Here is a 22,965-nt window from a genome sequence, read left to right on the forward strand (position 1 = left end):
TGAAGCCTTGCTAGTGAAGCCTGGGGTTGGCGCCCTGACCCTTGTCGTCGATCACCAGGCCGCGATGGAAGCGGTCGAGCGTGAAGGCGGCATTGAAGTCGTGCGGCTCATCCTTGGCGATGGTCCAGGCAAAGCACCAGCCTGAGGCCGGCGTTGCCTTGAAGCCGCCATAGCACCAGCCGCAATTGAGATACATGCCGGGCAGGGGACCTGTGGTGATGATCGGCGAACCGTCCATCGACATGTCGCAGACGCCACCCCAGGAGCGCAGCATGCGCACGCGGGCAAGACCCGGAAACAGCGCCAGCATCTCGCTCATCACCTCGTCGACGATGGGCAGGTTGCCGCGCTGGGCGTAGCTATTGTAGCCGTCGATGTCGCCGCCATAGACAAGGCCGCCCTTGTCGGATTGCGACATGTAGAAATGGCCCATGCCGAAGGTCACGACGGTGTCGATGAAGGGCTTCAGCGATTCGGTGACGAAGGCCTGCAGCACATGGCTCTCGATCGGCATCGTCTCGACGCCGGCCAGCTGCATGACGCGTCCGGTGCTGCCGGCCACCGCGACCGCCACCTTCTTGGCCCTGATATCGCCGCGCGAGGTGGTGACGCCGGTGATGCGGCCGCCGTCGCGCAGGAAGCCGGTCACTTCGCAATTCTCGATGATGTCGACGCCGCGCCGGTCGGCGCCGCGCGCATAGCCCCAGGCGACGGCATCGTGACGGGCGGTGCCGGCGCGCCGTTGCATCAGGCCGCCGACCACCGGAAAGCGCGCCTCGTTGGAGATATCGAGCGCCGGGATGAGGCGTTTGATCTCCGCCGGCGTCATCAATTCCGCATCGACGCCGAGATGGCGCATGGCGTTGCCACGCCTTGCATAGTCATCGAACTGGGCCGGCGTATGCGCCAGATTCAGGCAGCCGCGCTGGGAGAACATGACGTTGTAGTTAAGCTCGTGCGAGAGGTTCTCCCATAGTTTCATCGAATGTTCGTAGAAGCGGGTGTTGGCCGGCAGCAGATAGTTCGAGCGCACGGCGGTGGTGTTGCGGCCGACATTGCCGGAGCCGAGCCAACCCTTTTCGAGCACCGCGACATTGGAGATGCCGTGCTCCTTGGCAAGATAGTAGGCGGTCGCCAGGCCGTGTCCGCCGCCACCGATGATGATGACGTCATAGGACGCCTTCGGGTCCGGCTTGCGCCAGGCCGGCTTCCAGTCCTTGTTTCCCTTGAGCGCGTTCGCGAGCAGCGAAAGGGCCGAGTACTCTGCCATGTGTCATGTTGTCCGTTTCGGGCGATGCGGCAGACTATAGAGCAGGCCGCATGCGCAAAGCCAATATTGCGCCATTGCCTTTCGACTGGCCGACTCAAGAATCGACGATCGGGCGGAAACAGGCGGCGGATGCGACAGCTTGCTCCATGATATGGCCGTCTTTATCAAGGACGGGCACTTCAAATGCCTTTGCCGCCCGTGAGTCGCCAAGAAATCATGCTTTTCCGATTGTTCCGCCTGATTCTGGTCTGCGCGCTTGTCGCATCAGCGCCGCTCGGCGCCATCGCACAGGTGGCAGGTCAGGGTCCCGCGGCGCCAGGTGGCAACCAGGTTCCGGCGGCGCCGGGTGGCAGCCAGGCTCCGGTGGCGCCCGCGGCCAGCCCGGCGCCCCCGGGCCTGATCGCCGATCAGCAGAAGATGATCAAGGACCTGACGGCGAAGACCGATGGCTTCGAGAAGAAGATCCAGCAGGACGGCGAGGAGGATTCAAGTCTCGTCGACATCCGCCTGCAGCTTGAGGAACTGTCCCGCGAATCGCTGAACACCGCGCTTGCCTTCCGCACCCGCCTTGCCGAGATCAACGCCAGAGTTCAGCAGCTCGGCCCGCTGCCCGGCGCGGGCCAGCCGCCCGAGCCCGATATCGTGAGCACTGAACGCCAGGCGCTGACGTCGGAAAAGGCCGAGATCAACGCTGTCATTTCGCAAGCCCAGGCCCTGTCGATCCGCATCAGCGGGCTGATCGACAAGATCGGCAATATGCGCAGCGCGCTGTTCCGCAATCTTTTGACGAAGCGCTATGTGCTGTCGGACGCGCTGAGCCCGCAGGTCTTTTCGGACGCCCGCGACGAGTTCGGCAATTTCTACAAGGCGGTGTCTTCCTGGCTGAGCTTCGCCTTCAAGTTCAAATTCCAGGCCATTCTTGCGGCGACCTTCGTCGCGCTCGGCCTGGCCCTGGTGCTGCTGGTCGGCGGCAGGCGTCTGTTCGGGCGGGTGTTCGAAGCTGACCCGACCAACGAGGATCCGTCCTATCTCAGCCGCCTCTCGGTTGCTTTCTGGTCGACCCTGCTGCCCACGCTGGCGGTCGGCGCCTTTCTTGGGTCGACGATCTTCTTCTTCAATTATTACAACGTTTTGCGCGGCGATATCGGTCTCTTCCTCAACGCGCTGGCGACCGTCATCGGCGTGGTGTTCTGCGTCAACCGGCTGACCAATGCGGCCCTGTCGCCGCGCCTGCCGAACTGGCGCCTCATTCCGGTCGAAACCGGGCCGGCACGCTGGCTGGTGCGCCTGGCCACGGCCATGGCCGTGGTCATCAGCTTCAACACCTTCCTGTCGATCGTGAACGACAAGATGGGCTCGCCACTGTCGCTGACCATCGCCCGCAGTTTCCTCGCAACCATTATCGTCGGCGTCATCCTGATCCTGATGGCGATGCTGCGGCCGTTCAAGGCGCGCGACGGAAGCTGGCGGCCGTGGCCGGCATGGCTGCGCTACCTGTCGCTGGCACTCGGCCTTTTCACCATCGTCGCCGCCTTGCTCGGCTATATCGGCCTCGCGCTGTTCGTCTCGCTGCAGGTCGTGGTCACCGGCACCGCGCTCATCACCGCCTATATCGGCTTCCTGTCGGCGCAGGCGATCGGCGAGGAGGGCGCTTTCGCCAACACATCAGTCGGGCGCTGGCTGTCGGCCAATTCCAGCTATGAGGATACCGCACTCGACCAACTCGGCCTGGTGGTCAGCGTCGCCATCAATCTGATGATCGTGCTGGTGTTCCTGCCGCTGATCCTGCTGATGTGGGGCTTCCAGCCGGGCGATATCCAGGCCTGGGCCTACAAGCTGGCGACCGGGGTCACCATCGGTTCGGTGACGATTTCGGTCACCGGCATCCTCTCCGGTATTGTCGTCTTCATCATCGGCTATTTCCTGACGCGCTGGTTCCAGGGCTGGCTCGACGGTTCGGTGATGGCGCGCGGCAAGGTCGATACCGGGGTGCGCAACTCGATCCGGCTGGCGGTCGGCTATGCCGGCGTGGCGCTGGCGGCGCTGGTCGGTATCTCGGCCGCCGGTATCGACCTCTCCAGCCTGGCGCTGGTCGCCGGCGCTCTTTCCCTTGGCATCGGCTTCGGCTTGCAGAATGTGGTGTCCAACTTCGTCTCCGGCCTGATCCTGCTGGCCGAGCGGCCGTTCAAGGTCGGCGACTGGATCGTCGCCGGCGACGTCAGCGGCACGGTCAAGAAGATCAGCGTGCGCGCCACCGAGATCGAAACATTTCAACGGCAGTCGGTGATCCTGCCCAATTCAAACCTGATCAACAACGCCGTCGGCAACTGGACGCACCGCAACAAGCTCGGCCGCATCGACATCAAGATCGGTGTCGCCTATGGCAGCGACGTCAAGCAGGTCCACGCCGTCCTGCTCGAGATCGCGCGCAGCCATCCGCTGGTGCTGAAGAACCCCGAACCTTTCGTGCTGTTTTCCAATTTCGGCGCGGCCGCGCTCGAATTCGAAATCAGGGTTTTCCTGGCCGATGTGATGAATGGCAACATTGTGCAGAACGACGTCCGCTTCGCCGTGCTCGAGAAATTCAACGACCAGCATATCGAAATCCCTTCGACGCCGCGTGCCGTCGTCGAGACCAAGGATGCGAAGGCCTGGCCGACTGACGACGACAAGATCGAAGCCGATTTCGTGGAGCAGGAACAGGCGAAGGCGGAGGCCGCGGCCGAAGCGAAACGAGCCGCCAAATCAGGACGCAAGGCGCGCAAGCCCGATCCCGACTAGATCTCGGAGCCGGTCAGTTGTTCGCGATCGGCGCGGGGGAGTGCCGTGTGCAGATCGGTGTTGAAATCAACAGGGCCGGCGTGCGCCTGCAGCCTGCAGCCTGCACTGGGGAAGCCAAAGCCAATTGCGGCATGAATGCGGCATTCAGTTGCGGTTCAGCTTCCATCTCATATAAGCTTCCATGCAAAGGGCGAAAATGCCTTGCGAAATGCAACAGGGGCGGTGGGAACACCGATATTGCACCATGTGGAAGTCTCTCGTCGCTGCCGTCGCCTTGCTCGCCGTGAGCGGCTCGGCCCATGCCGCCAGCGCGGTCAACAAGGACGCTGAGACCCGTACGCTGATCGTGACGGAGGGCGGTAGCAAGACCGAACTTGCGCTGGCAGGAGGGGAAACCGTCGAGTTCTGCCAGAATGGCTGCTTCGTCACTTTGCCCAATGGCGATCTTGAAGCCCTGACCGGTTCGGAAACCGTCGAAATCTCAGGCGGCGTTGGCCGCATAAAGTAATCTCTGCGGCATGGTTGGAAAGGCCGGGCATTGCTCGGCCTTTTGTTGTTTCCGCTGGCGGTCGTTAACAATGATGGCGGAAATACCGCCGCGGCATCCGAGGATTTGGTGCTTTCTTGAGTCGGCTTCCAAGCACTGGGTGAACGACGTCCTGTGGACTTGGTCGCTTGGCTTTTTCCGAATGTCGCAAACAGGCTTCATCAGCCCCATCGCTCGGCCCTATAGTCCGCGCGCTTTATCACACTGGAGTCGCGGGCAATGGCAGAGTTTCCGAAAAAGGCGAAGGTCGTCATCATTGGCCTCGGCGGTATTGTTGGCGCATCGATCGCCTATCATTTGATCGAGCGAGGCTGGGACGATATTGTCGGCATCGACAAGTCGGGCATCCCGACCGATATCGGCTCGACGGCGCACGCCTCCGACTTCTGCTACACGACCAGCCACGACTTCCTGTCCTGCTGGACGACGCTCTATTCCATAGATTTCTACGAGAAGATGGGTCACTACGCCCGCATCGGCGGTCTCGAGGTTGCCCGCGTCGGCGACGACAGCCGCATGGACGAGATCAGGCGCAAGATCGCCTCGGCGAAAGCGTTTGGAACACGCGCGCGCCTGATCGAGCCCGCCGAGATCAAGGAGAAATTCCCGCTCATCGAACAGGAGATGGTGCAGGGAGGCCTATGGGATCCGGACGCCGGTCTCGTCATTCCGCGCTCGCAGACTGTCGCCGGCAAGCTTGTCGACCAGGCGGAAGCGTCGGGCAAGCTGAAATCCTTCGCCAACACGCCGGCCAAGTCGCTGGTGGTCAAGGACGGCCGCATCAGCGCCGTCGTCACCGATCGCGGCACGATCGAGGCTGACTATGTCATCGTCTGCGCCGGCATTTGGGGGCGGCTGATCGCGGAGATGGTCGGCGAGGACCTACCGGTTATGCCGATCGACCATCCGCTGACCTTCTTCGGACCCTACAATGAGTTCGCCGGCACCGGCAAGGAGATCGGCTGGCCGTTGCTGCGCGACCAGGGCAACTCGGCCTATATGCGCGACACGGGCGATCCCAAGACCGCCGAGGGCGGGCAGATCGAATGGGGTTATTACGAAGAGACCAATCCGCGTCTCTGCCACCCGCGCGACCTGCTTGAGAAGGACCAGGCGCGTTTGTCGCCTTCGCAGCGCGACCTCGACATGGAACAGATCCTGGCGCCGCTCGAACGCGCGATGGAACTGACGCCGATCCTGGGCGAACTCGGCTACAATGAGAGCCATTCCTTTAACGGCCTGCTGCAGGTGACGGCCGATGGCGGCCCGTCCATGGGCGAGAGCCAGAAGGTGAGGGGTCTCTGGTATGCCGTCGCGATCTGGGTCAAGGACGGTCCCGGCATGGGCAAGCTGATCGCCGACTGGATGACGGACGGCCGTACCGCGATCGACCACCACGCCATCGACTATGCGCGCTTCTACCCGCACCAGACCAAGGAGCAGTTCATCTGGGATCGCTGCACCGAAACGGCGATGAAGGTCTACAATCCGGCGGTGCATCCGCGCGAACCGTTCTCCAAGGGCCGCAACATCCGCCGGTCGCCCTTCTGGGAGCGCGAGAAGGAACTCGGCGGCTACTTCATGGAACTGGGCGGCTGGGAGCGCGCGCATGGCTATGCCGCCAACGAGCATCTGCTCGAAAAATACGGCAACCGGGTGCCGGTGCGCGAGAACGAATGGGACAACCGCCATTTCTGGCGTGTCTCCAACGCCGAGCATCTGGCGATGAGCGAGGATTGCGGCATCGTCAACCTGTCGCACTTCTCCATGTATGACGTCGAAGGACCTGACCACGTCGCGTTGCTGGAGTGGCTCTGCGCGGCCAAGATCGGCGGCGACAACAACATCGGCAAGGGCATCTACACCCACTTCCTCGATGAGGAAGGCATGGTGCGCGCCGACTTCACCGTCATCCGCATGGCCGACCGCTGCCGCGTCATCGACGGCGCCGACGCTGGCCCGCGCGACTTCCAGTACATGCGCCGTACGGCGCAGGACAAAGGTTTTGACGTCACCATCACCGATGTGACGGAAAAATACGTCACCATTGGCATCTGGGGGCCGAACGCCCGCACGACCTTACAGAAGGTGGTCGAAAATCCCGAAGGGCTGTCGCTGGAGAATTTCCCGTTCGCCGCGATCAAGCCGATCCGGATCGGCGGCAAGGACGTCACGGCTTTCCGCATCTCCTATGTCGGCGAGCAGGGCTGGGAATTGCATATGCGCTACGAGGATGGGCTGGCCGTCTGGGACGCGCTGCGCTCGACCGGCGTGATGCCATTCGGCGTCGAGACTTACGCCAACACGCGCCGCATGGAAAAGAGCCTGCGCCTGCAGAACGCCGACCTGCTGACGGAATACAATTTGCTGGAAGCCGATCTCGCGCGTCCGAAGGTCAAGGAGAACGATTTCTGCGGCAAGGCCAAGCATGTGGAATATCGCGCCCGCGAGCACCAGCCGGCCATGCTGTGCACGCTTGTCATGACCGACAACAAGGACGGCAAGGGTGTTGCCCGCTACCCCGTCGGCATCATGCCTGTGATGGATCCGGCAACCGGCGAGACGCTCGTCGACGAACTCGGCCGCCGCTCCTTCACGACGTCGGTCGCCTATGGCCCGACCATTGGCAAGAACATCGCGCTCGCCTACCTGCCCTGGGCCTATGCCCAGGAGGGCCGCAAGCTCGAGGTGGAGTATTTCGGCGAGACCTATCCGGTCGAAGTGGCCAGTGTTGGCTACAAGCCGCTCTACGATCCGGAGAACCTCAAGCCGCGAAGCTGATCGCGGGCGGAGCAACGGACTGATCGCAAAAGCCTGGCATAGAGCAGGGCTTTTGTCTTTTTAACCAGGCCGTTTTCGCTTACGCTCAAGGAATGTCTGCTTTCCCGAGCGCAAGACATTTCCTTTCGAGCTGCGCCACGCTGGCGCTGATGCTCTGGCTGGCGCCCGGATCCCGCGCGGACGAGCCGGTCGACGTCGAACTGGTGCTGGCGGTCGACGTCTCGCTGTCGATGTCGGCCGACGAACTCGAGATCCAGCGCCATGGCTACGCGGCGGCGCTGACGCATGACAATGTGCTGCAGGCCATCGCCGATGGCGCCTACGGCAAGATCGCGGTCACCTATGTCGAGTGGGCCGGCACCAGCTGGCAGCGCGTCATCGTGCCTTGGACAGTGATCGCCAACCGCGCTGACGCGGAGCGCGTGGTCGCCCAATTGTCGGCCCAGCCGCCCGACAGCGCGCGGCGCACCTCGATCTCCGGCGCGTTGGAATTCGGCAGCGACCTTTTCGCCGAAAGCGGCTACCAGGGGACCAAGCGCGTCATCGACGTTTCCGGTGACGGACCCAACAACCAGGGCGCGCCGGTCAATCTCATCCGTGACGGTCTGGTCAGGCAAGGTATCGTCATCAATGGCCTGCCGCTGATGACCCGAGGCGGATTTTCCGGCGCCTATGACGTCAGCGATCTCGACCGCTACTACAGCGACTGCGTCATCGGCGGCCCCGGAGCCTTCATGATCCCGGTCAACGACTGGACGCAATTTCCCGAAGCCATCCGCCGCAAGCTGGTGCTCGAGCTTGCCGGTTCGGCGTCACCGCAATGGGCGGCGGAAGCAGCCGATCCGCCAGTGGTGCTGGCGCAGGACAGGCCCGCCGTCGACTGTCAGATCGGCGAGAAAATGTGGCGCAACCGCAACTGGGGGCTCGACAGCCGCTAGAGCCCGAACGAATCGACCTGAAATCTGAATCCACTTCTAAATCAAGGAGATAGAGCATGATGTCGTCAGAAAACCGCGTCACACTTTTCGGCATCTTGCTCTAGGCCTGCCTCGCCGGCCGAAGCGGTGGCAGAGTGCCCAGGTCATGCGATTCAGGCCGGGGGCGTCGCGGTCAACCGAGGAAACATGAGATGAAACGCCTTGTCATCCTGACTGCCGTCGCGTCGGTTCTTTTTGCCGACGGCGCCAGCGCCCAATATGACGACCAGCCCGCCTGCGTTATGTTCGAGCACTCGAATTTTCGCGGGCGGTCGATCGAGATGGGCCCCGACGATTCCGTGAATTTTCGCGGCGGCCAGTTCTGGAACGACCGTGTATCGTCGGTGTTCGTTCGCCGGGGCTGCACGCTGGTTGCCTACGAGGATACGAATATGAGCGGCGAATCGATCGAGATCAGGCGCCGGGTCCGCGAGCTCGGAGGCGATTGGAACGACCGAATCTCGTCCGCAGAGTGCTACTGTGATGGCTACTGATGCCGGGTTTCGGGCGGCCGGCTGGTGGCCGGCCGCCGATCCGGTGCAGGACACTGCCTGGGTCTCCGTGCGCCTCACCATCCTGTTGATTGACAAGCCGATTGGCGTCTGTGAGACAATTCCCCTGAGATAAAACAAAAGGGGAACTGACATGACCAGGATCGCCGTTCTTGCCGCAACTCTGACATTTGCCGCCGGCTTGTCCGCGCCGGCCATGGCTGCCACGTCGCTGACTATAGGGATCAGCGGCTGGACCGGCTTCGCGCCGCTGACGCTTGCCAAACAGGCAGGCCTCTTCGAAAAGCACGGTCTCGACGTGACCTTGAAGAAGGTGCCGCAGGCCAGCCGTCCGCTCGCCATCGCCAGCGGCGACCTGCAATGTGCCGCCACCACGGTCGAGACCTGGCTGGTGTGGAACGCCAGCGGGGTGACCACCAAGCAGATCTTCCAGCTCGACAAATCCTATGGCGCCGACGGCATCGTCGTGCGCAACGACATCAAGACCGTCGCCGATCTTAAGGGCAAGACCGTCGCTTCCTCGGCGCCGGGCACGTCACCCTATTTCCTGCTCGCCTGGGTGCTGAACAAGAACGGCATGTCGACCAAGGATGTGACGGTCGTCAATCTGGAGCCGGACGCGGCGGCGCAAGCCTTCCTTGCCGGACAGAACGACGCGGCGGTGACCTATGAGCCTTTCATCTCGGCGGTGCGCGACAAGGCCGACCAGGGCCATATCCTGGCGACCACGCTCGACTATCCGATGGTTCTCGATACGGTCGGCTGCACGCCCGAATTCCTCAAGGCCAATCCCGATGCCGCCAAGGCGCTGGCCGATAGCTATTTCGATGCGCTCGACCTGATCAAGAAGGACCCGCAGAAATCCTACGAGATCATGGGCGCCGACGTGAAGCAGTCGGCCAAGGAATTCGAGGATTCGGCGAAGTACCTGAAATGGGCCGACAAGGCCGAGAACAAGCAGTTCTTCACCAAGGAATTCCAGGACTTTTCCAAGACCGCAGGCGCGCTTTTGCTGCAGATGGGGCTGATCAAGGAAGCGCCCGACGTCACCACGCTTGCAGATACCAGCGCGGTGGCGAACTGACGGATCAACCCTGGGCATCATGCGGTGGCGCCGGGCGCCGCCGCTTTGCTTCCGACAAAGGATGAAGATGCGCCCCTTGCATCCGGTCTCGCCGAGCATTCGAACCGTGCTCGGCATTTCCTTCTTCGTGCTGTTCGTGGTCTTCTGGGCCTGGATCACACTTGGCGGCCACGTCAACCGCATCTTCCTCGCCGACCCGCTGTCGATGCTCAGGGACGGATGGCGCCTGCTGGTCGAGGACCATTTCTGGCTCGACATATTGATCACCATCTGGCGGGTCTTCGGCGGCTTTGTCCTGGCGTCGGTCGTCGCCGTGCCGCTCGGCATCGCCATGGGCGCCTGGAAGCCGGTGGAAGCGTTTCTCGAGCCGTTCGTCTCCTTTGCCCGCTACCTGCCGGCGTCGGCCTTCATTCCGCTGCTCATCCTGTGGGCCGGCATTGGCGAACTGGAGAAACTGCTCGTCATCTTCGTCGGCTCGGTGTTCCAGATCATCCTGATCATCGCCGTCAAGGTCGGGTCGACACGGCGCGACCTGGTCGAGGCCGCCTATACGCTGGGCTCGACCAACAACAGCATCGTCAAACGGGTGATCATGCCGGCCAATGCGCCCGAGATCGCCGAGACGCTGCGCCTGGTGCTCGGCTGGGCGTGGACCTATGTCATCGTCGCCGAACTGATCGGCTCTTCCTCGGGCATCGGCTACATGATCATCAACAGCCAGTCGCGGCTGGCGACCGGACAGATCATCTTCGGCATCATCGTCATCGGTCTGATCGGGCTGTTGTCCGATTTCGCCTTCAAGGCGTTCAACCGCTGGCTGTTTCCGTGGAGCCTGGCGTGAGCAAGCTTCTCATCGAGGGCGTCTCTCGTATCTTCGCCGGCGTGCGCGGCGGACAGCCGGTCAAGGCGCTGATGCCGATCGACCTGGCGGTCGCCGCCAATGACTTCATTACCATTCTGGGGCCGTCAGGCTGCGGAAAGTCGACGCTGCTGAGAATCGTCGCCGGCCTGGAGGCGCCGAGCGAAGGCCGCGTGCTGCTCGACGGCAAGGCCGTGACGCGCCCGGGACCGGACCGCGGCATGGTCTTCCAGTCCTACACGCTGTTCCCATGGCTGACGGTCGCTGAAAACATCGCCTTCGGCCTGCGCGAACGCGGCATGGCTGAAAAGGAGCGGGACGGGGTCGTCGCTTCCTATGTCGATCTCGTCGGGCTCAAGGGGTTCGAAAACCATTGGCCAAAGCAGCTTTCGGGCGGCATGCAGCAGCGCACGGCGATCGCCCGCGCGCTGGCCAACGATCCCGAGATCCTGTTGTTGGACGAGCCGTTCGGCGCCCTCGACAACCAGACGCGCGGACTTATGCAGGAGCTGCTGCTCGGTATCTGGGAACGGCGCAAGAAGACGGTGCTGTTCGTCACCCACGACATCGAGGAGGCGATCTTCATGGCCTCGCGCGTCATCGTGATGACGGCGCGGCCGGGCCGCATCAAGTCGGACGTCGCCATCGACCTACCGCATCCGCGCCATTACACGCTGAAGACCAGCCCGGAGTTTTCCGCGTTGAAGGCGCGGCTGACCGAGGACATCCGCGTCGAAGCGATGCGGACAGCGCAGGTGAAACCAGCCGAGGCTTGATCCGATAATTTCGGATCAGGCCGCCAGCAACTGCTTGCGGTCGACGCGCTCCTGCTGCGGCGAGCGGGCGTAGAGTTCCCGGTAGCACTTCGAGAAGTGCGAGGCCGAGACGAAGCCGCAGGCGACCGCCACCTCGACCACCGGCAACGAGGACTGGATCAAGAGATGCCTGGCGCGGTCGAGCCGGATTTCCAGATAGTAGCGGGCAGGCGAGCGTCCCATCTCGGTGCGGAAAAGGCGCTCGATCTGGCGACGCGACAGGTCGACATGATCGGCGATCTCGATCAGCGACAGCGGCTCGGAGAGGTTCGCCTCCATCAGTTCGATGATGGTCAGCACTTTCGAGTTCTGTACGCCAAGACGCGCGCGCAGCGGCAGGCGCTGGCGGTCGGTCGGGCTGCGCACGCGGTCGGTCAGCACCTGCTCGCAGACGCGGTTGACGAGGCTCTCGTCGAAATCGTCGCCGATCAGCTTCAGCATCATGTCGAGCGCGGCGGTGCCGCCGGCGCAGGTATAGATGTTCTGGTCGATCTCGAAGAGGTCGGCAAAGACATTGGCCTTGGGAAACGCCTCGGAAAATCCCGGCAGGTTCTCCCAATGGATGGCGCAGCGCTTGTTGGACAGCAGGCCGGCGGAGGCCAGGATATGCGCGCCGGTGCACAGGCCGCCGACGGCAACGCCGCGATTATACTCTTCGCGCAGCCAGGCGAAGGCTGATTTGTTCTGGTAGCGCTCGACATTGATGCCGCTGCAGACGATGGCCATGTTGGGACGATCCGGCCCCGCCATCTTCTTGCGTTCCTCCTCCAGCGAGGTGTTGACCGCGCATTCCACACCGTTCGAGGCGCGCACCGGCTTGCCGTCGATGCTGGCGAGGCGCCAGCGATAGGCCTCGTAGCCGAGCATGCGGTTGGCGGAGCGCAACGGATCGAGCGCGGTCGCAAAAGCGATCATGGTGAAATCGGGAATAAGGAAGAATACAAACGATCGCTTGATCGGATGCTTAACGGCGTTCACGGGAACCTCACGCAGCCATGACGCGAACAGGATGTCGCGAATAGCATAGCGACATCAGGAAATCCCATGCTTGTCAATTGGCTACACCGCTTGGACAAGATTAAATTTGCGACATGGGTCGCAAATGGGCTATTCACAGGCGGGAACCCATGATGCGATCCAGGGACAAGCCCGGGCGCAACGCGGCGCAACAGAAACGCCGCCTTGGTTTGAGCCAGGCGGCGTTACAGTCGTGAAGCCAGCGGCAGTGAGCGCTGTCTCAAAAAAATTTAGGCGACGAAGCCGAGGCGCGCCGCAGCCATGGCGCCGGTCTGGCCGGGCATGGTGTTGGCGAGGCGCTGGCGCTCAAGAGCGGTGGTCAGGTTCATTTCGCGGCGTGCAAAGAGGCGGGAAAAAAGCTTCATGATCATCTCCAATCGGTTGCTCAGACGGGTCGCCTTCGCTTGATGGAGTGGGGCAGCTCGTTTGCTGGCGGTGATATAGGCTTGTGTGAGCGGAAACTAAATCGCAAAAGCGAAGCGCTTGATATGAAAAGCGACACCAAACGCGACAGGGCGGGGCGGGGTGTCCAGAATTCACGATTGTTTACAGAGGCTTAGTTCAGAAAATGAGATGCTATGCGGCTTGTTCATATGCGCCATGCAGCGGCGGCATGGCTCCTGAATTCATTTGAATACAAATAAAACGACAAGAAACGTCCAATAAAACGAGAAGGCCTGCCGGGCGGGCCGCGCGGCAGGCCTTCAGCACAGGGTACACACGATCTACTTTGCTCCAGCCCAGGATCCGATGCCGTTGCGCATGCCGGTCTTGGTGTCGGCAGCTTCAGGCCAGCCAATATCCTTCTGCAATTCGATTGGCAGGGAGCGGATGGCGCGTTCGGTCTGATAGCGGGCGCGGGCCGCGCTGAATTCGGTCGCGATGCGGCCGAGGGAGGACAGGATAGACATTTCATTTCTCCTTATGCGCCAGGCGGCGATGCCAGGCAGCGGCTGATTACGTCAGGTCTGTTTCAGCTTCATTTCATATCGATTGCAGGACTGTGTCGGAGTGGTTTCATGGCTGCTTGTGGCAGCATCCTCAATCGATGCAGTTGACTATGCTCCTGATCTGATGTTCAATCAAACGAAATGGAATGATGCTTTGTATCAGAAAAATTGAAGGCTGATCGCCATGAACGCCCCACTCAATCATCCGCTGCCGCTGCTCGATCTTGACGTTTTGCGCACTTTCGTGGCGATTGCCGAGACCGGCAGCTTCACCACTGCCGCCAATGCCGTCTTTCGCACGCCGTCGGCGGTGTCGATGCAGATCAAGAAGCTGGAGGATATTCTTGGCCGCTCGGTGTTCGCGCGCGATGCTCGCTCGGTGACGCTGACCACGGATGGCGAAATGCTGCTCGGCTATGCCCGGCGGCTGCTGTCGATCAATCGCGAGGTGGTGTCGAAATTCATCATTCCCGACATTGTCGGCGTTGTCCGGCTCGGCTCGCCGGATGATTATGGCGAGCGCGTGCTGCCGCATGTGCTGAAGCGTTTCGCGCAATCGCATCCCTCGATCGCCGTCGACGTCACCATCGACCAGAGCAGCAATCTGCGCCGGCGCATGGATGACCGCGCGCTCGACATCACGCTTCTGACCAACTCCTACAAGACCAGCGCGCTCGGGGCCGAGGTGCTTTTGACCGAGCCGATCGTGTGGGCCGGCGCCAAGGGTGGCTGCGCGCATCTGCGCGAACCGCTGCCGGTGTCGCTGTGGGAAGAAGGCTGCGCCTGGCGCGCCGGTGCGCTCGATGCGCTGGGACGCGAGGGCCGCAACTACCGCATAGCCTATATGAGCGCCCATACGGCCGGCCAGCGTGCCGCGATCATGTCCGATCTCGCCGTGGCGCCGCTGCCGAAGTCGTTCCTTGGCAACGACATGGTCGAGCTCTGCCCAAAGGACGGCATGCCCGACATCGGCACGTATAATCTGGCCATGGTGGTGGCACCGGACGCCAGCGCACCGGTAAGGGCCGTCGCCGACCACATCCGCGCGACGTTCGAAGTGTTCCGGGAAACCGGAAAATTCTGACAGGTGTCGCGATGAACCGAGCTTCGGTGCTCGGCGATCTCGTCACGTTCGCAAAACCGATTGATCGCCTGGCTGAAATGGTCGGTGTGCTGGGCTGGTCCGACACGCCGGTGGTGATGCTGGCTGCCGATCAGATCGTGAGCGTCCTACAACGGGCCCGAGCGGGAGCCCTTACCGCTGCCGATGTGGAAGCATGGGCTGATCTGATCGAATGCAGGGAAGACATCGACTATCAGCCAGAACATTACGAACAAATATTGCAGGCGATCTACATGCTCGCCAATCCGGTCTTGAATGGATCGCTTGACGAAGCCTTGACCGACCAGCTGACCGCCTCGCTTTTGCCCTGATCCGCGGCTTTTTCGCTGCTTAGAAACGCGGCCATGCGTTGGCGTGCCCGCCGCGATTCCGGCATGTCGATCAATGGCCAGACGTGGAACATGCCTTCCTCGTAGATGACATCGATCTCGACACCAGCGGCTCGCGCTTTCTTGGCGAAGATCAAATTGTCGGGACTGAGCATGTCGCGCGACCCGGTCAGAAGCAGTGTCTTCGGCAGCACGGAGAGATTGCCGTAGAGCGGACTAATATGCCAGTCGGTGCGGTCGATGCCGGCACTGTACATCCGGATCGCCTCCAGGCCGCCTGCGATGCCGAGCCAGGGATCTTTGCCCTCGGCCTCGAAGACTTCGGGATTGGCGAGCGACATGTCGAGACCAGGTGAGATCAGCACATGGCGCGACGGCAGTGCTAATCCCTTCTCCGCAGCCATCATGGTCAGCACCACGGCCATGTTGCCGCCGGCTGAATCGCCCATGAAGATGATGTCGTCCGGCTCCGTTTCGTCGAGCATGCGGCGATAGACCTCGCCAACCATGCCGAACATGGCGTGGAAGTCATGCTCGGGAGCGATAGGGTAGATGGGCACAGTGACGGCATAGCCCAGCCGGTCGGCCATGTCGGCAATCAGATGCCAATGATAGGGCGTGATTTCAAAGACATAAGCGCCGCCGTGCAGGTAGAGTATCCGCTTGCGCTCGCCGGCCCTGGGGGCGATCTCGTAGACCGGAAAGCCGTCGACCATGTGCGCCTCTATGTTGAAACGCTGGTACAACGAGGCCGGCGGGTGATGATCCTCCGTCTTGCGCGCGGCAGCAATCCAGCGCCGCAGGTTCTGCGGGCTGGAAAATGCCTTCTTGCGGCTATGCCTGAGCACGAAGGAAACGAAGTGGCTTTTCAAACTTGGCATGCGCATACACGAGCTTCGGCTACAGCCGACTAAGAGAATTCCCCCTCTCTTGCGAAGATCGTGCGTTGGCCAAAAATGTCAAGATTTACGCTTTGTCCACACGGCGGTGTGATCCGCGCTGCTGTCGTCAGCGGCACGGCAAAAGTGCGTCGCGCAGCCGGTTGCCGGCAGCCGCCGGGGACCCGCGGGGCCCCGGCGCCTGGCGAGCAATTTGCATTTGTCTGCGAAATTCATCAGCGCGCGGTGCCGAGGAGCAACGAGGCGAGTGCCGCCTGCGGATCATTGGGCGGCGAGGCTGGCCAACCAATGTCCTTTTGGACATGGGCCGGCAGCGCGTTCAGCGCGCGGATCGCCTTGTTCCTGGCATGGGCCTGCCTGATGGTCACACCAAAACGGCCGAGATTTTCGAACATCGACATTTCTATCTCCCTTGAGAACTGAGGCGGCCGCAGTCGTGGAGATCTCCGGCCGCCGTTTCGACGTCCGCTAAATGCGTTGAATATGTATCGGATGGATTTCGCGAAAACAGCGCTTCGGTTTCCGGATCGGCTCGATCCGGAAACATTTGCATGCAAATGAATTTTGCCCAGGTAACCAAGGCAGGCATGGACGCGGCAATCAGTTCGATCTGAGATGCCGGCGGCGCGAGGATTGTCAGAAAAATGCGGCGTCAGATGACACGCGTCATTCTTCTTTGCGTGACTACTCCCGGCCGCGACGCGCGGCGTGGCCTTCGCGTGAGCGCCGGCGCGGGGTGGCGTCGCCTGCCACACCGTCCTCGCTCACCGTCTTGCGTGGCGGCAGTTTCACCGCCGCCGACAGTTTCGGGAACGGATCGACCTTGTTCGGCAACGCCATGGCATAGACGAAATGCTCCTGGAATTTTGGTTCCAGCGCGGTCTCGATCTTTTCGATCTGGCTCACCGTCTCCTCGATCTCGCGACGATAGCCGCGATTGAGCAGCGCCATGCGTGCACCGGCGCCCGCGGCGTTGCCTACGGCCGAGACCTTGTCCAGGTCGCAGTCGGGGATCAAGCCCAGCACCATGGCGTATTTCGGATCGATAAAGGAGCCGAAAGCGCCGGCGAAATGGATGCGGTCGACATGCTCGGTGTGCTGCTTTTCCATCAACAGCTTGGTGCCGGCATAAAGCGCCGCCTTGGCGAGCTGGATGGCGCGCACATCGGTCTGGGTGATGGTGATCTTCGGCTCGCCTTCCTTCAGCACATAGGAGAAGGTGCGGCCGTTGGCGATGACCCGCGGCGAGCGCAGGCTAAGCGATCCGTCGACGACGCCATCCTCGGAAATGATGCCCGCGAGATACATCTCCGCAACGATCTCGATGATGCCGGAGCCGCAGATGCCGGTGACGCCGGTCGCCTGCACGCTGTCGAGGAAGCCCGGTTCGTCCGACCACAGTTCCGAGCCGATGACGCGGTATTTCGGCTCCAGCGTGTCGGGATCGATGCGCACGCGCTCGATGGCGCCGGGCGCCGCACGCTGGCCCCCGGAGATTTCGGCGCCCTCGAAGGCCGGGCCCGTCGGAGAGGAGGCGGCCACGACCCGCGCACGGTTGCCAAGCACGATCTCGGCATTGGTGCCGACGTCGACGATCAGCATCATCTCGTCCTGGCGATGCGGGCCTTCCGACAGCGTGACGGCAGCCGCATCGGCACCGACATGGCCGGCGATACAAGGCAGCATGTAGAGCCGCGCGCCCTGGTTAAGCTTCAAGCCGATATCCGATGCCTTGATGCGCACGGCGCCCGAGATGGCGAGCGCGAACGGGGCGCCGCCGAGTTCGGTCGGATCGATACCGAGGAACAGGTGATGCATGATCGGATTGCCGACGAAGACGGAATCCAGGATGTCGTTGCGCTGGACGTTGCCTTCCGCGCAGACCTTATCGACGAGACTGGAGATCGCCTCGCGCACCGCAACCGTCATGCCTTCGCGGCCGTCCGGGTTCATCATCACATAGGAGACGCGGCTCATCAGATCCTCGCCGAAGCGGATCTGCGGGTTCGACGTGCCGGACGAAGCGGCGACGCGGCCTGACAGCAGCGACACCAGATGCATGGCGATGGTGGTGGAGCCGATGTCGCAGGCCAGCCCATAGGCCTCGTTCTTGAGGCCGGGCCATAGCGCGATGACACGCGCGATGTCGCTGTCGGCATCCTTGTGGATGGCGGCGGTCGCGGTCCAGTTGCCCTTGCGCAATATGCCCTGCACCTGCGGCAGCAGGTAGAAGTCGAATTCGAGATTCTTGAAGCCCCAGTCCTTCATCAGCGCGATCTTGAGCCGGTCGAGATCGCCGAGCGGCTTGTGCATGTCGGGCTCTTCGATCTCGACATAGCACATGCGGATCGCCGTATCGCGGGCGATCACCCTGGTGTCGGCATCCTTGCGGATGGTCTGCGCGTTGATGACGGTATCCTGCGGCACGTCGATGACGAGGTCGCCGAGGATTTGTGCCGAGCAGGAGAGGCGGCGCCGTTCAGGCAGGCCGCGCACGCGCTCATAGCGCTCTTCCTTGGGGCCCTTGGCCGAAATGTGGTCGTTGGAGGAGACGATCTTGTGCTTGGCGAAATTGCCTTCCTGCACCTCGACCTGGCAGCGCCCACAGGTAGCGCGTCCGCCGCACACGCTCTCGACATAGACGCCAAGCTGGCGCGCGGCATCGAGCACCGGCGTGCCGACAGGAAACCGCCCGCGCTTGCCCGACGGCATGAACAGCACGAGCGGATCGGTAATGTTTGCAGGTGAATTCACGATTGCGCGCTTATCCCCTTGCCATGCGGGCTTCACGGCCACCGCGGCGGCGACCGCCATTGCCGCCGCCTTCGCCCGGCGCGTTGACAGCGGTCGGAGCGGCAACGGCCTGGCCGCCTTCGGACGGCTTGTAGTCCTTGTAGGTCCTGATCCAGTTGGTGCAGTTCTCGTCGGTGCCGTTGAGCACATTGGCGCCGCGCACGGCTTCCATTTCCTGCGGACGCACCGGGTTCATGATAGCCGAGGTCATGCCGGCGCCGATCACCATCGGGATGAAGGCGGCGTTGATGCCGTGACGGTGCGGCAGGCCGAAGGAGATGTTGGACAGGCCGCAAGTGGTGTTGACCTTGAGCTCTTCACGCAGACGGCGCAGCAGGGCAAACACCTGGCGGCCGGCATCGCCCAGCGCGCCGATCGGCATAACCAGCGGGTCGACGACGACATCGTGCGCCGGAATGCCGAAATCGGCGCAGCGCTGGACGATCTTCTTGGCGACGGCGAAGCGCACGTCCGGATCCATCGAAATGCCGGTCTCGTCATTGGAGATGGCGACGACCGGAACATTGTACTTCTTGACCAGCGGCAGGATGGCTTCGAGCTTCTCTTCCTCGCCGGTGACGGAGTTGACCAGCGGGCGGCCCTTGGCGACCTTCAGCGCGGCCTCGATCGCGGCGGTCACCGACGAGTCGATCGACAGCGGCAGGTCGACCAGTCCCTGGACGATCTCCAGTGTCTTCACCAACAGTGCCGGCTCGGTCGCGTTAGGGTCGACGGCGGTGACGCCGGCATTGACGTCGAGCATGGTGGCGCCGCAGGCTGCCTGTTCCAGCGCGTCCTTGATGACGGTCTCGAAATTGCCGGCCACCATCTCGGCGGCGAGCTTTTTGCGGCCGGTCGGGTTGATGCGCTCGCCAATCACGCAGAAGGGCTGGTCGAAGCCGATGATGATTTCTCGTGTCGCCGAGGCAACGATGGTCCGGGTCATGAAATCTCTCCGTCGTGATATAAAGAGTTCTTTATATCGTTATCTGATTTTGATCAAGCGAATGGTCGCTCTCCGCGCGGGTCAATGCGCGGTCTTCACCATGTCCACCTGGGTTTCGGTAATGTCCTCATGCAAGATGCGGTCGAGCCGGTCGGCAACCATCTGATCGTCGCGACGAATCTCACGCTTCCATGGCTGGCGGCCCTTGAGCACGCCCGATTCATCGACGATCTCGGCGACATATTCCTCCTGGCGGTAGGCCATCACATGGACACCCGAGACGCCGGCGATTTCCTTCACCTCGTTGATAATGTCGATGCAGAGCTGCTTGCCTTCCTTCTTCTGGTCCTGGGCGCCCTCGAGCCGCTTGATGACGGCATCCGGGATGTGGATGCCCGGCACATTGGAGCGGATCCATTTGGCCGTCTTGGCCGAGGCGAGCGGGCCGACGCCGCACAGGATGAACACCTTCTCGGTGTGGCCGAGATCGCGCGCCTTCTGCATGAAGGTCCTGAACATCGGCACGTCGAAACAATACTGCGTCTGCACGAACTGCGCGCCGGCGGCGATCTTCTTGCCGAGATGGATCGGCCGGAAGTCGAAGGGCGGCGCGAACGGGTTGACGGCCGCGCCGAGGAAGACCTGCGGCGGCGTCGTAAGCTTGCGGCCGGACAGGAACTTGCCGTTGTCGCGCATGATGCGGACGGTTTCGAGCAGCGACATGGAATCGAGATCGAACACCGGCTTGGCCCCGGGCTGGTCGCCAGCCTGCACGCCGTCGCCGGTCAGGCACAGCATGTTGGCGACACCCATGGCTGCGCCGCCCAGGACGTCGCCCTGGATGGCGATGCGGTTCTTGTCGCGGCAGGCGATCTGCATGATCGGGGCATAGCCCATGCGGGTCAGAAGCGCACAGATGCCGACCGAGGACATGTGGCAGTTGGCGCCCGAGGCATCGACGGCGTTGATGGCGTCGACCCAGCCATCGAAGATCCTGGCCCTGTTGTAGACATCCTCGGGATCGGCGCTGTCCGGCGGGTTGAGCTCGGTCGTCACCGCGAATTCGCCGCGCCGCAGCACGCGCTCCAGCCGGCCGCGTGAAGAGTGGCCGGGCAGGGGATCGAGCGGCAGGTGAATGCCGTCCGGGTTCTCGTCGCGCTGACGGGCGCTCATGCGGCGGCTCCGGTTTTTGGCGCGGCGGCGGTTTCACGGGCTGCCGCCGCCTGCGCGGTGACACGTAGCCAGGCCGAGGTTTCGCGCAACGACTGGTCAACCGGCTTCTGCACGGTCAGGATCCTGTCGCTGTTGACCATGTTCTGCGAACCTTCCCAGGCCTTGACCCAGACGCAGGGCATATCGGGCTCGACCTCGCAATTGCCGTTGGCGCGCACGCCGCCGCATGGGCCGTTGCGCAGCTGCTTGGGGCAGTTCATCGGGCACGACATGCCGGTCGACGAAAGAATGCACTGGCCACACATGCGGCAGTCGAACATGAAGCCCTTGACGCGCTTCTCGACGAACTTCACCGGGGCTTCGACGCGGCCATAGCCGATGCCTTTCCACAAGGGATGCAGCAACAGGAATGTGTCGGCGAAGCGGCCATAGAACCATTCGAGCAATCGCGAGTGCCGAATAGACCACAATCTCACCGCAAAGGAGCGCTGCACGCGCCGCTGCGGCGACACGTCGGCCGGCTTGTAATCGGATTTCGGCGCTGCCTTCTTGACCAGCGTGGCCTGGGTAACCGGCTGGACAACCCTTTGGCCATCTTTGACAGGAGTCGTGTCAGACATTTTCTTTGCCACCCGCCTTGACCAGAGCGACCAGCCGCTCGCGGTCATATTTCGCATCGAGCTCGTGAAAAGCCTTTTCGACCTCGGCTTCGAGGTCGTCGCCGACCGGGACCGGATCGGCCTTGCGCCATTCAGCGAGATAGTCGTCGGTTCCGCCGGCGCCAGTGCGCATGGCGCACATGTCGATCGCCTCGGTGAAGCGCAGCGGCAGTTCGCGCTTGGCGTTCTGCCGGCCCTTCTTGACGATGACCTGGGCAGGGATGTCGCGCCAGTAGACGACGATAAGATCGGCCATGAATTCTCGCTCCTCGAACTTTGGAGCATTGCCGCAAGCCTCGTTGGCCCGCTTGTTATGGGACGACGCGCGCGCATTCAAAAGCGACGCATTTGGATGTCGTAAAATGAAAGGCGCGTTTATTCGTTTCCGGCGTGTGCCGGCAACAGGTTCGACGTGCCGGAAAAGCCATCTTGCCGCAGACGGTTCCGTCAAGGAAAACCCTACCAGACTCCGGTTCTGAGCCCCGTCCAGAGATAAAACCAGATCGTCGGGTGGTACCATTGCCGTGACGGCAGGCCCGGATCGATGGTGACGAGCCTGCCAGCCAGGACATCGCGGACCGCCGCCACGCAGATGTCGCGCGAGAACGCGGCCTGCCGAAGGGCATAGCTCGAAATATTGTCACCGCGTTCGGGTTTGCCACGCGCCTGCCGCAGCGCGCCGCCGGTGTCGACGCCGGCATCGACCAAGAGCACGGTGGTGCCGAAATTCCGCGCGTCGCCCGATGCCAGCGCCCAGTAGCCGCCATTCATGCCACGATATTTGGGGGTGATGCCGGCGTGGTAGTTGATAACGGGACAAGCAATTTTCGACAGCGTGGCGCGTGACAGCATCCGGCAGCCGGCGAGAAACACGACGCCCGGCTGGAGCTTTGCGATGACATCCAGGCATTCGGGTGCGTTGGCGGAGGGGACGCGTATGATCGACTGCCCCGGTTTCGGTTCGGTCTGCATGTTCTGCTCGGCGATCATCTTGTCGGCATGACCGGCGAAAAAGCGCTTTCCCAATCGCGTCAGCACCATCGTGCCCAACTGGCCGACGACCGGGACCCAACCCTGGCGCCGGGCGCGCCTGACCAGCAATTGTTTTTTGGATTCAGGCGTTTCGAGGATGACGTTGACGGGACCCAAACCGTCAACAATGGCGTTGATGACCGCCCAGATATGCGGCCCGCCTTCGGTGACGACGACGATGTTCGACTTCTGGGGTTCCATGGTCGCGACGCACCGCTGGACAAGACGCGGCCGGTTCCGGCCTTGGCGCGTGGGATGCTAGGGCGTCCGGGTTAATCCTTGGTGATCAGGCGCTCCAAGCATCGTCAGCGCTTGAACTCGGTCTACGATGTGTCGCCGGCGAGAGACGGGTTGGGATTCGTCTGCAGGGGCGAGCTTTGCGATCTGGTGGCTGCACTGCGGGCCGGGGAAGGGGCGG

At 62.4% G+C, this 22,965-nt stretch carries 22 protein-coding genes; 10 read left to right on the forward strand and 12 right to left on the reverse strand.

What is annotated here, in order from left to right; translation table 11 throughout:
* Nucleotides 1–10 precede the first annotated feature (10 nt).
* On the reverse strand, nucleotides 11–1,270 hold the full coding sequence (locus tag FJ958_RS06560) for a sarcosine oxidase subunit beta (protein ID WP_140740854.1): 1,260 nt from the start codon (nucleotides 1,268–1,270) through the stop codon (nucleotides 11–13).
* A gap of 216 nt (nucleotides 1,271–1,486) precedes the next feature.
* Between FJ958_RS06560 and FJ958_RS06565 the strand changes: the two genes are divergently transcribed.
* From FJ958_RS06565 to FJ958_RS06600, 8 genes are all read left to right on the forward strand, one after another.
* Nucleotides 1,487–4,051 carry a mechanosensitive ion channel family protein gene (locus tag FJ958_RS06565; protein ID WP_140740856.1) on the forward strand — a complete coding sequence of 855 codons (2,565 nt, stop codon included), beginning with the start codon at nucleotides 1,487–1,489 and terminating at the stop codon, nucleotides 4,049–4,051.
* Between the two features lie 244 nt (nucleotides 4,052–4,295).
* Nucleotides 4,296–4,559, forward strand: coding sequence for a hypothetical protein (locus FJ958_RS06570; RefSeq protein WP_181176307.1), 264 nt, complete (start codon nucleotides 4,296–4,298; stop codon nucleotides 4,557–4,559).
* Between the two features lie 258 nt (nucleotides 4,560–4,817).
* Nucleotides 4,818–7,379: an FAD-dependent oxidoreductase gene (locus tag FJ958_RS06575; RefSeq protein ID WP_140740857.1), complete on the forward strand. Its 2,562-nt coding sequence runs from the start codon at nucleotides 4,818–4,820 to the stop codon at nucleotides 7,377–7,379.
* Between the two features lie 92 nt (nucleotides 7,380–7,471).
* Nucleotides 7,472–8,317, forward strand: coding sequence for a DUF1194 domain-containing protein (locus tag FJ958_RS06580; RefSeq protein WP_140740859.1), 846 nt, complete (start codon nucleotides 7,472–7,474; stop codon nucleotides 8,315–8,317).
* Between the two features lie 191 nt (nucleotides 8,318–8,508).
* The gene (locus FJ958_RS06585; RefSeq protein ID WP_140740861.1) at nucleotides 8,509–8,850 is read left to right on the forward strand and encodes a peptidase inhibitor family I36 protein; all 342 of its coding nucleotides are present in this window, start codon (nucleotides 8,509–8,511) and stop codon (nucleotides 8,848–8,850) included.
* A gap of 151 nt (nucleotides 8,851–9,001) precedes the next feature.
* The gene (locus FJ958_RS06590; RefSeq protein ID WP_140740863.1) at nucleotides 9,002–9,952 is read left to right on the forward strand and encodes an ABC transporter substrate-binding protein; all 951 of its coding nucleotides are present in this window, start codon (nucleotides 9,002–9,004) and stop codon (nucleotides 9,950–9,952) included.
* A gap of 67 nt (nucleotides 9,953–10,019) precedes the next feature.
* Nucleotides 10,020–10,793 carry an ABC transporter permease gene (locus tag FJ958_RS06595; protein WP_140741268.1) on the forward strand — a complete coding sequence of 258 codons (774 nt, stop codon included), beginning with the start codon at nucleotides 10,020–10,022 and terminating at the stop codon, nucleotides 10,791–10,793.
* Nucleotides 10,790–11,587: an ABC transporter ATP-binding protein gene (locus FJ958_RS06600; RefSeq protein WP_140740865.1), complete on the forward strand. Its 798-nt coding sequence runs from the start codon at nucleotides 10,790–10,792 to the stop codon at nucleotides 11,585–11,587. Before FJ958_RS06595 ends, FJ958_RS06600 begins: the two co-directional genes overlap by 4 nt.
* A 15-nt stretch (nucleotides 11,588–11,602) precedes the next feature.
* On the opposite strand, the gene FJ958_RS06605 is transcribed toward FJ958_RS06600, so the two are convergent.
* From FJ958_RS06605 to FJ958_RS06615, 3 genes are all read right to left on the reverse strand, one after another.
* Nucleotides 11,603–12,604, reverse strand: coding sequence for a GlxA family transcriptional regulator (locus FJ958_RS06605; RefSeq protein WP_140740867.1), 1,002 nt, complete (start codon nucleotides 12,602–12,604; stop codon nucleotides 11,603–11,605).
* Between the two features lie 269 nt (nucleotides 12,605–12,873).
* Nucleotides 12,874–13,008, reverse strand: a complete 135-nt coding sequence (locus FJ958_RS32405) for a hypothetical protein (RefSeq protein WP_081295128.1) — start codon at nucleotides 13,006–13,008, stop codon at nucleotides 12,874–12,876.
* Between the two features lie 360 nt (nucleotides 13,009–13,368).
* Nucleotides 13,369–13,554 carry a hypothetical protein gene (locus FJ958_RS06615; protein WP_140740869.1) on the reverse strand — a complete coding sequence of 62 codons (186 nt, stop codon included), beginning with the start codon at nucleotides 13,552–13,554 and terminating at the stop codon, nucleotides 13,369–13,371.
* Nucleotides 13,555–13,777: 223 nt separating this feature from the next.
* Between FJ958_RS06615 and FJ958_RS06620 the strand changes: the two genes are divergently transcribed.
* Nucleotides 13,778–14,677: a LysR substrate-binding domain-containing protein gene (locus FJ958_RS06620; protein WP_140740870.1), complete on the forward strand. Its 900-nt coding sequence runs from the start codon at nucleotides 13,778–13,780 to the stop codon at nucleotides 14,675–14,677.
* Nucleotides 14,678–14,688: 11 nt separating this feature from the next.
* Nucleotides 14,689–15,027 (forward strand): hypothetical protein, encoded by a 339-nt coding sequence (locus FJ958_RS06625; RefSeq protein WP_140740872.1) that lies wholly within the window; start codon nucleotides 14,689–14,691, stop codon nucleotides 15,025–15,027.
* Here the strand turns inward: FJ958_RS06625 and FJ958_RS06630 are convergent.
* The 8 genes from FJ958_RS06630 to FJ958_RS06665 form a co-directional block, all read right to left on the reverse strand.
* Nucleotides 14,946–15,926: an alpha/beta hydrolase gene (locus FJ958_RS06630; protein ID WP_140740874.1), complete on the reverse strand. Its 981-nt coding sequence runs from the start codon at nucleotides 15,924–15,926 to the stop codon at nucleotides 14,946–14,948. The genes FJ958_RS06625 and FJ958_RS06630 overlap by 82 nt on opposite strands.
* 233 nt (nucleotides 15,927–16,159) lie before the next feature.
* Complete coding sequence (locus tag FJ958_RS06635; RefSeq protein ID WP_140740876.1) at nucleotides 16,160–16,345, reverse strand: hypothetical protein; 186 nt, start codon at nucleotides 16,343–16,345, stop codon at nucleotides 16,160–16,162.
* Between the two features lie 283 nt (nucleotides 16,346–16,628).
* Complete coding sequence (locus FJ958_RS06640; RefSeq protein WP_140740878.1) at nucleotides 16,629–18,758, reverse strand: ASKHA domain-containing protein; 2,130 nt, start codon at nucleotides 18,756–18,758, stop codon at nucleotides 16,629–16,631.
* Nucleotides 18,709–19,683 carry a methyltetrahydrofolate cobalamin methyltransferase gene (locus tag FJ958_RS06645; protein ID WP_140612311.1) on the reverse strand — a complete coding sequence of 325 codons (975 nt, stop codon included), beginning with the start codon at nucleotides 19,681–19,683 and terminating at the stop codon, nucleotides 18,709–18,711. The genes FJ958_RS06640 and FJ958_RS06645 overlap by 50 nt, the downstream gene beginning before the upstream one ends.
* 81 nt (nucleotides 19,684–19,764) lie before the next feature.
* The gene (locus tag FJ958_RS06650; protein ID WP_140740880.1) at nucleotides 19,765–20,856 is read right to left on the reverse strand and encodes a methylenetetrahydrofolate reductase; all 1,092 of its coding nucleotides are present in this window, start codon (nucleotides 20,854–20,856) and stop codon (nucleotides 19,765–19,767) included.
* The gene (locus FJ958_RS06655; RefSeq protein WP_140740882.1) at nucleotides 20,853–21,476 is read right to left on the reverse strand and encodes a methylenetetrahydrofolate reductase C-terminal domain-containing protein; all 624 of its coding nucleotides are present in this window, start codon (nucleotides 21,474–21,476) and stop codon (nucleotides 20,853–20,855) included. The genes FJ958_RS06650 and FJ958_RS06655 overlap by 4 nt, the downstream gene beginning before the upstream one ends.
* Entirely contained in the window at nucleotides 21,469–21,771 is a 303-nt protein-coding gene (locus FJ958_RS06660) for a virulence factor (protein WP_137933169.1), read from the reverse strand. The genes FJ958_RS06655 and FJ958_RS06660 overlap by 8 nt, the downstream gene beginning before the upstream one ends.
* 203 nt (nucleotides 21,772–21,974) lie before the next feature.
* Nucleotides 21,975–22,748: a formyl transferase gene (locus FJ958_RS06665; protein ID WP_140740884.1), complete on the reverse strand. Its 774-nt coding sequence runs from the start codon at nucleotides 22,746–22,748 to the stop codon at nucleotides 21,975–21,977.
* Nucleotides 22,749–22,965 lie beyond the last annotated feature (217 nt).

The sequence above is a fragment of the Mesorhizobium sp. B2-3-5 genome, assembly GCF_006442395.1.
Lineage (GTDB): Bacteria > Pseudomonadota > Alphaproteobacteria > Rhizobiales > Rhizobiaceae > Mesorhizobium.

Excerpts from the sequence above, each read along its gene's own strand:
- FJ958_RS06615 (WP_140740869.1), bottom strand. The coding sequence starts at position 13,554 with ATGTCTATCCTGTCCTCCCTCGGCCGCATCGCGACCGAATTCAGCGCG.
- FJ958_RS32405 (WP_081295128.1), bottom strand. The coding sequence starts at position 13,008 with ATGAAGCTTTTTTCCCGCCTCTTTGCACGCCGCGAAATGAACCTGACC.
- FJ958_RS06620 (WP_140740870.1), top strand. The coding sequence starts at position 13,778 with ATGAACGCCCCACTCAATCATCCGCTGCCGCTGCTCGATCTTGACGTT.
- FJ958_RS06570 (WP_181176307.1), top strand. The coding sequence starts at position 4,296 with ATGTGGAAGTCTCTCGTCGCTGCCGTCGCCTTGCTCGCCGTGAGCGGC.
- FJ958_RS06625 (WP_140740872.1), top strand. The coding sequence starts at position 14,689 with ATGAACCGAGCTTCGGTGCTCGGCGATCTCGTCACGTTCGCAAAACCG.
- FJ958_RS06645 (WP_140612311.1), bottom strand. The coding sequence starts at position 19,683 with ATGACCCGGACCATCGTTGCCTCGGCGACACGAGAAATCATCATCGGC.
- FJ958_RS06665 (WP_140740884.1), bottom strand. The coding sequence starts at position 22,748 with ATGGAACCCCAGAAGTCGAACATCGTCGTCGTCACCGAAGGCGGGCCG.
- FJ958_RS06590 (WP_140740863.1), top strand. The coding sequence starts at position 9,002 with ATGACCAGGATCGCCGTTCTTGCCGCAACTCTGACATTTGCCGCCGGC.
- FJ958_RS06565 (WP_140740856.1), top strand. The coding sequence starts at position 1,487 with ATGCTTTTCCGATTGTTCCGCCTGATTCTGGTCTGCGCGCTTGTCGCA.
- FJ958_RS06650 (WP_140740880.1), bottom strand. The coding sequence starts at position 20,856 with ATGAGCGCCCGTCAGCGCGACGAGAACCCGGACGGCATTCACCTGCCG.
- FJ958_RS06580 (WP_140740859.1), top strand. The coding sequence starts at position 7,472 with ATGTCTGCTTTCCCGAGCGCAAGACATTTCCTTTCGAGCTGCGCCACG.
- FJ958_RS06595 (WP_140741268.1), top strand. The coding sequence starts at position 10,020 with ATGCGCCCCTTGCATCCGGTCTCGCCGAGCATTCGAACCGTGCTCGGC.
- FJ958_RS06630 (WP_140740874.1), bottom strand. The coding sequence starts at position 15,926 with ATGCCAAGTTTGAAAAGCCACTTCGTTTCCTTCGTGCTCAGGCATAGC.
- FJ958_RS06635 (WP_140740876.1), bottom strand. The coding sequence starts at position 16,345 with ATGTCGATGTTCGAAAATCTCGGCCGTTTTGGTGTGACCATCAGGCAG.
- FJ958_RS06585 (WP_140740861.1), top strand. The coding sequence starts at position 8,509 with ATGAAACGCCTTGTCATCCTGACTGCCGTCGCGTCGGTTCTTTTTGCC.
- FJ958_RS06575 (WP_140740857.1), top strand. The coding sequence starts at position 4,818 with ATGGCAGAGTTTCCGAAAAAGGCGAAGGTCGTCATCATTGGCCTCGGC.
- FJ958_RS06660 (WP_137933169.1), bottom strand. The coding sequence starts at position 21,771 with ATGGCCGATCTTATCGTCGTCTACTGGCGCGACATCCCTGCCCAGGTC.
- FJ958_RS06640 (WP_140740878.1), bottom strand. The coding sequence starts at position 18,758 with ATGGCGGTCGCCGCCGCGGTGGCCGTGAAGCCCGCATGGCAAGGGGAT.
- FJ958_RS06655 (WP_140740882.1), bottom strand. The coding sequence starts at position 21,476 with ATGTCTGACACGACTCCTGTCAAAGATGGCCAAAGGGTTGTCCAGCCG.
- FJ958_RS06560 (WP_140740854.1), bottom strand. The coding sequence starts at position 1,270 with ATGGCAGAGTACTCGGCCCTTTCGCTGCTCGCGAACGCGCTCAAGGGA.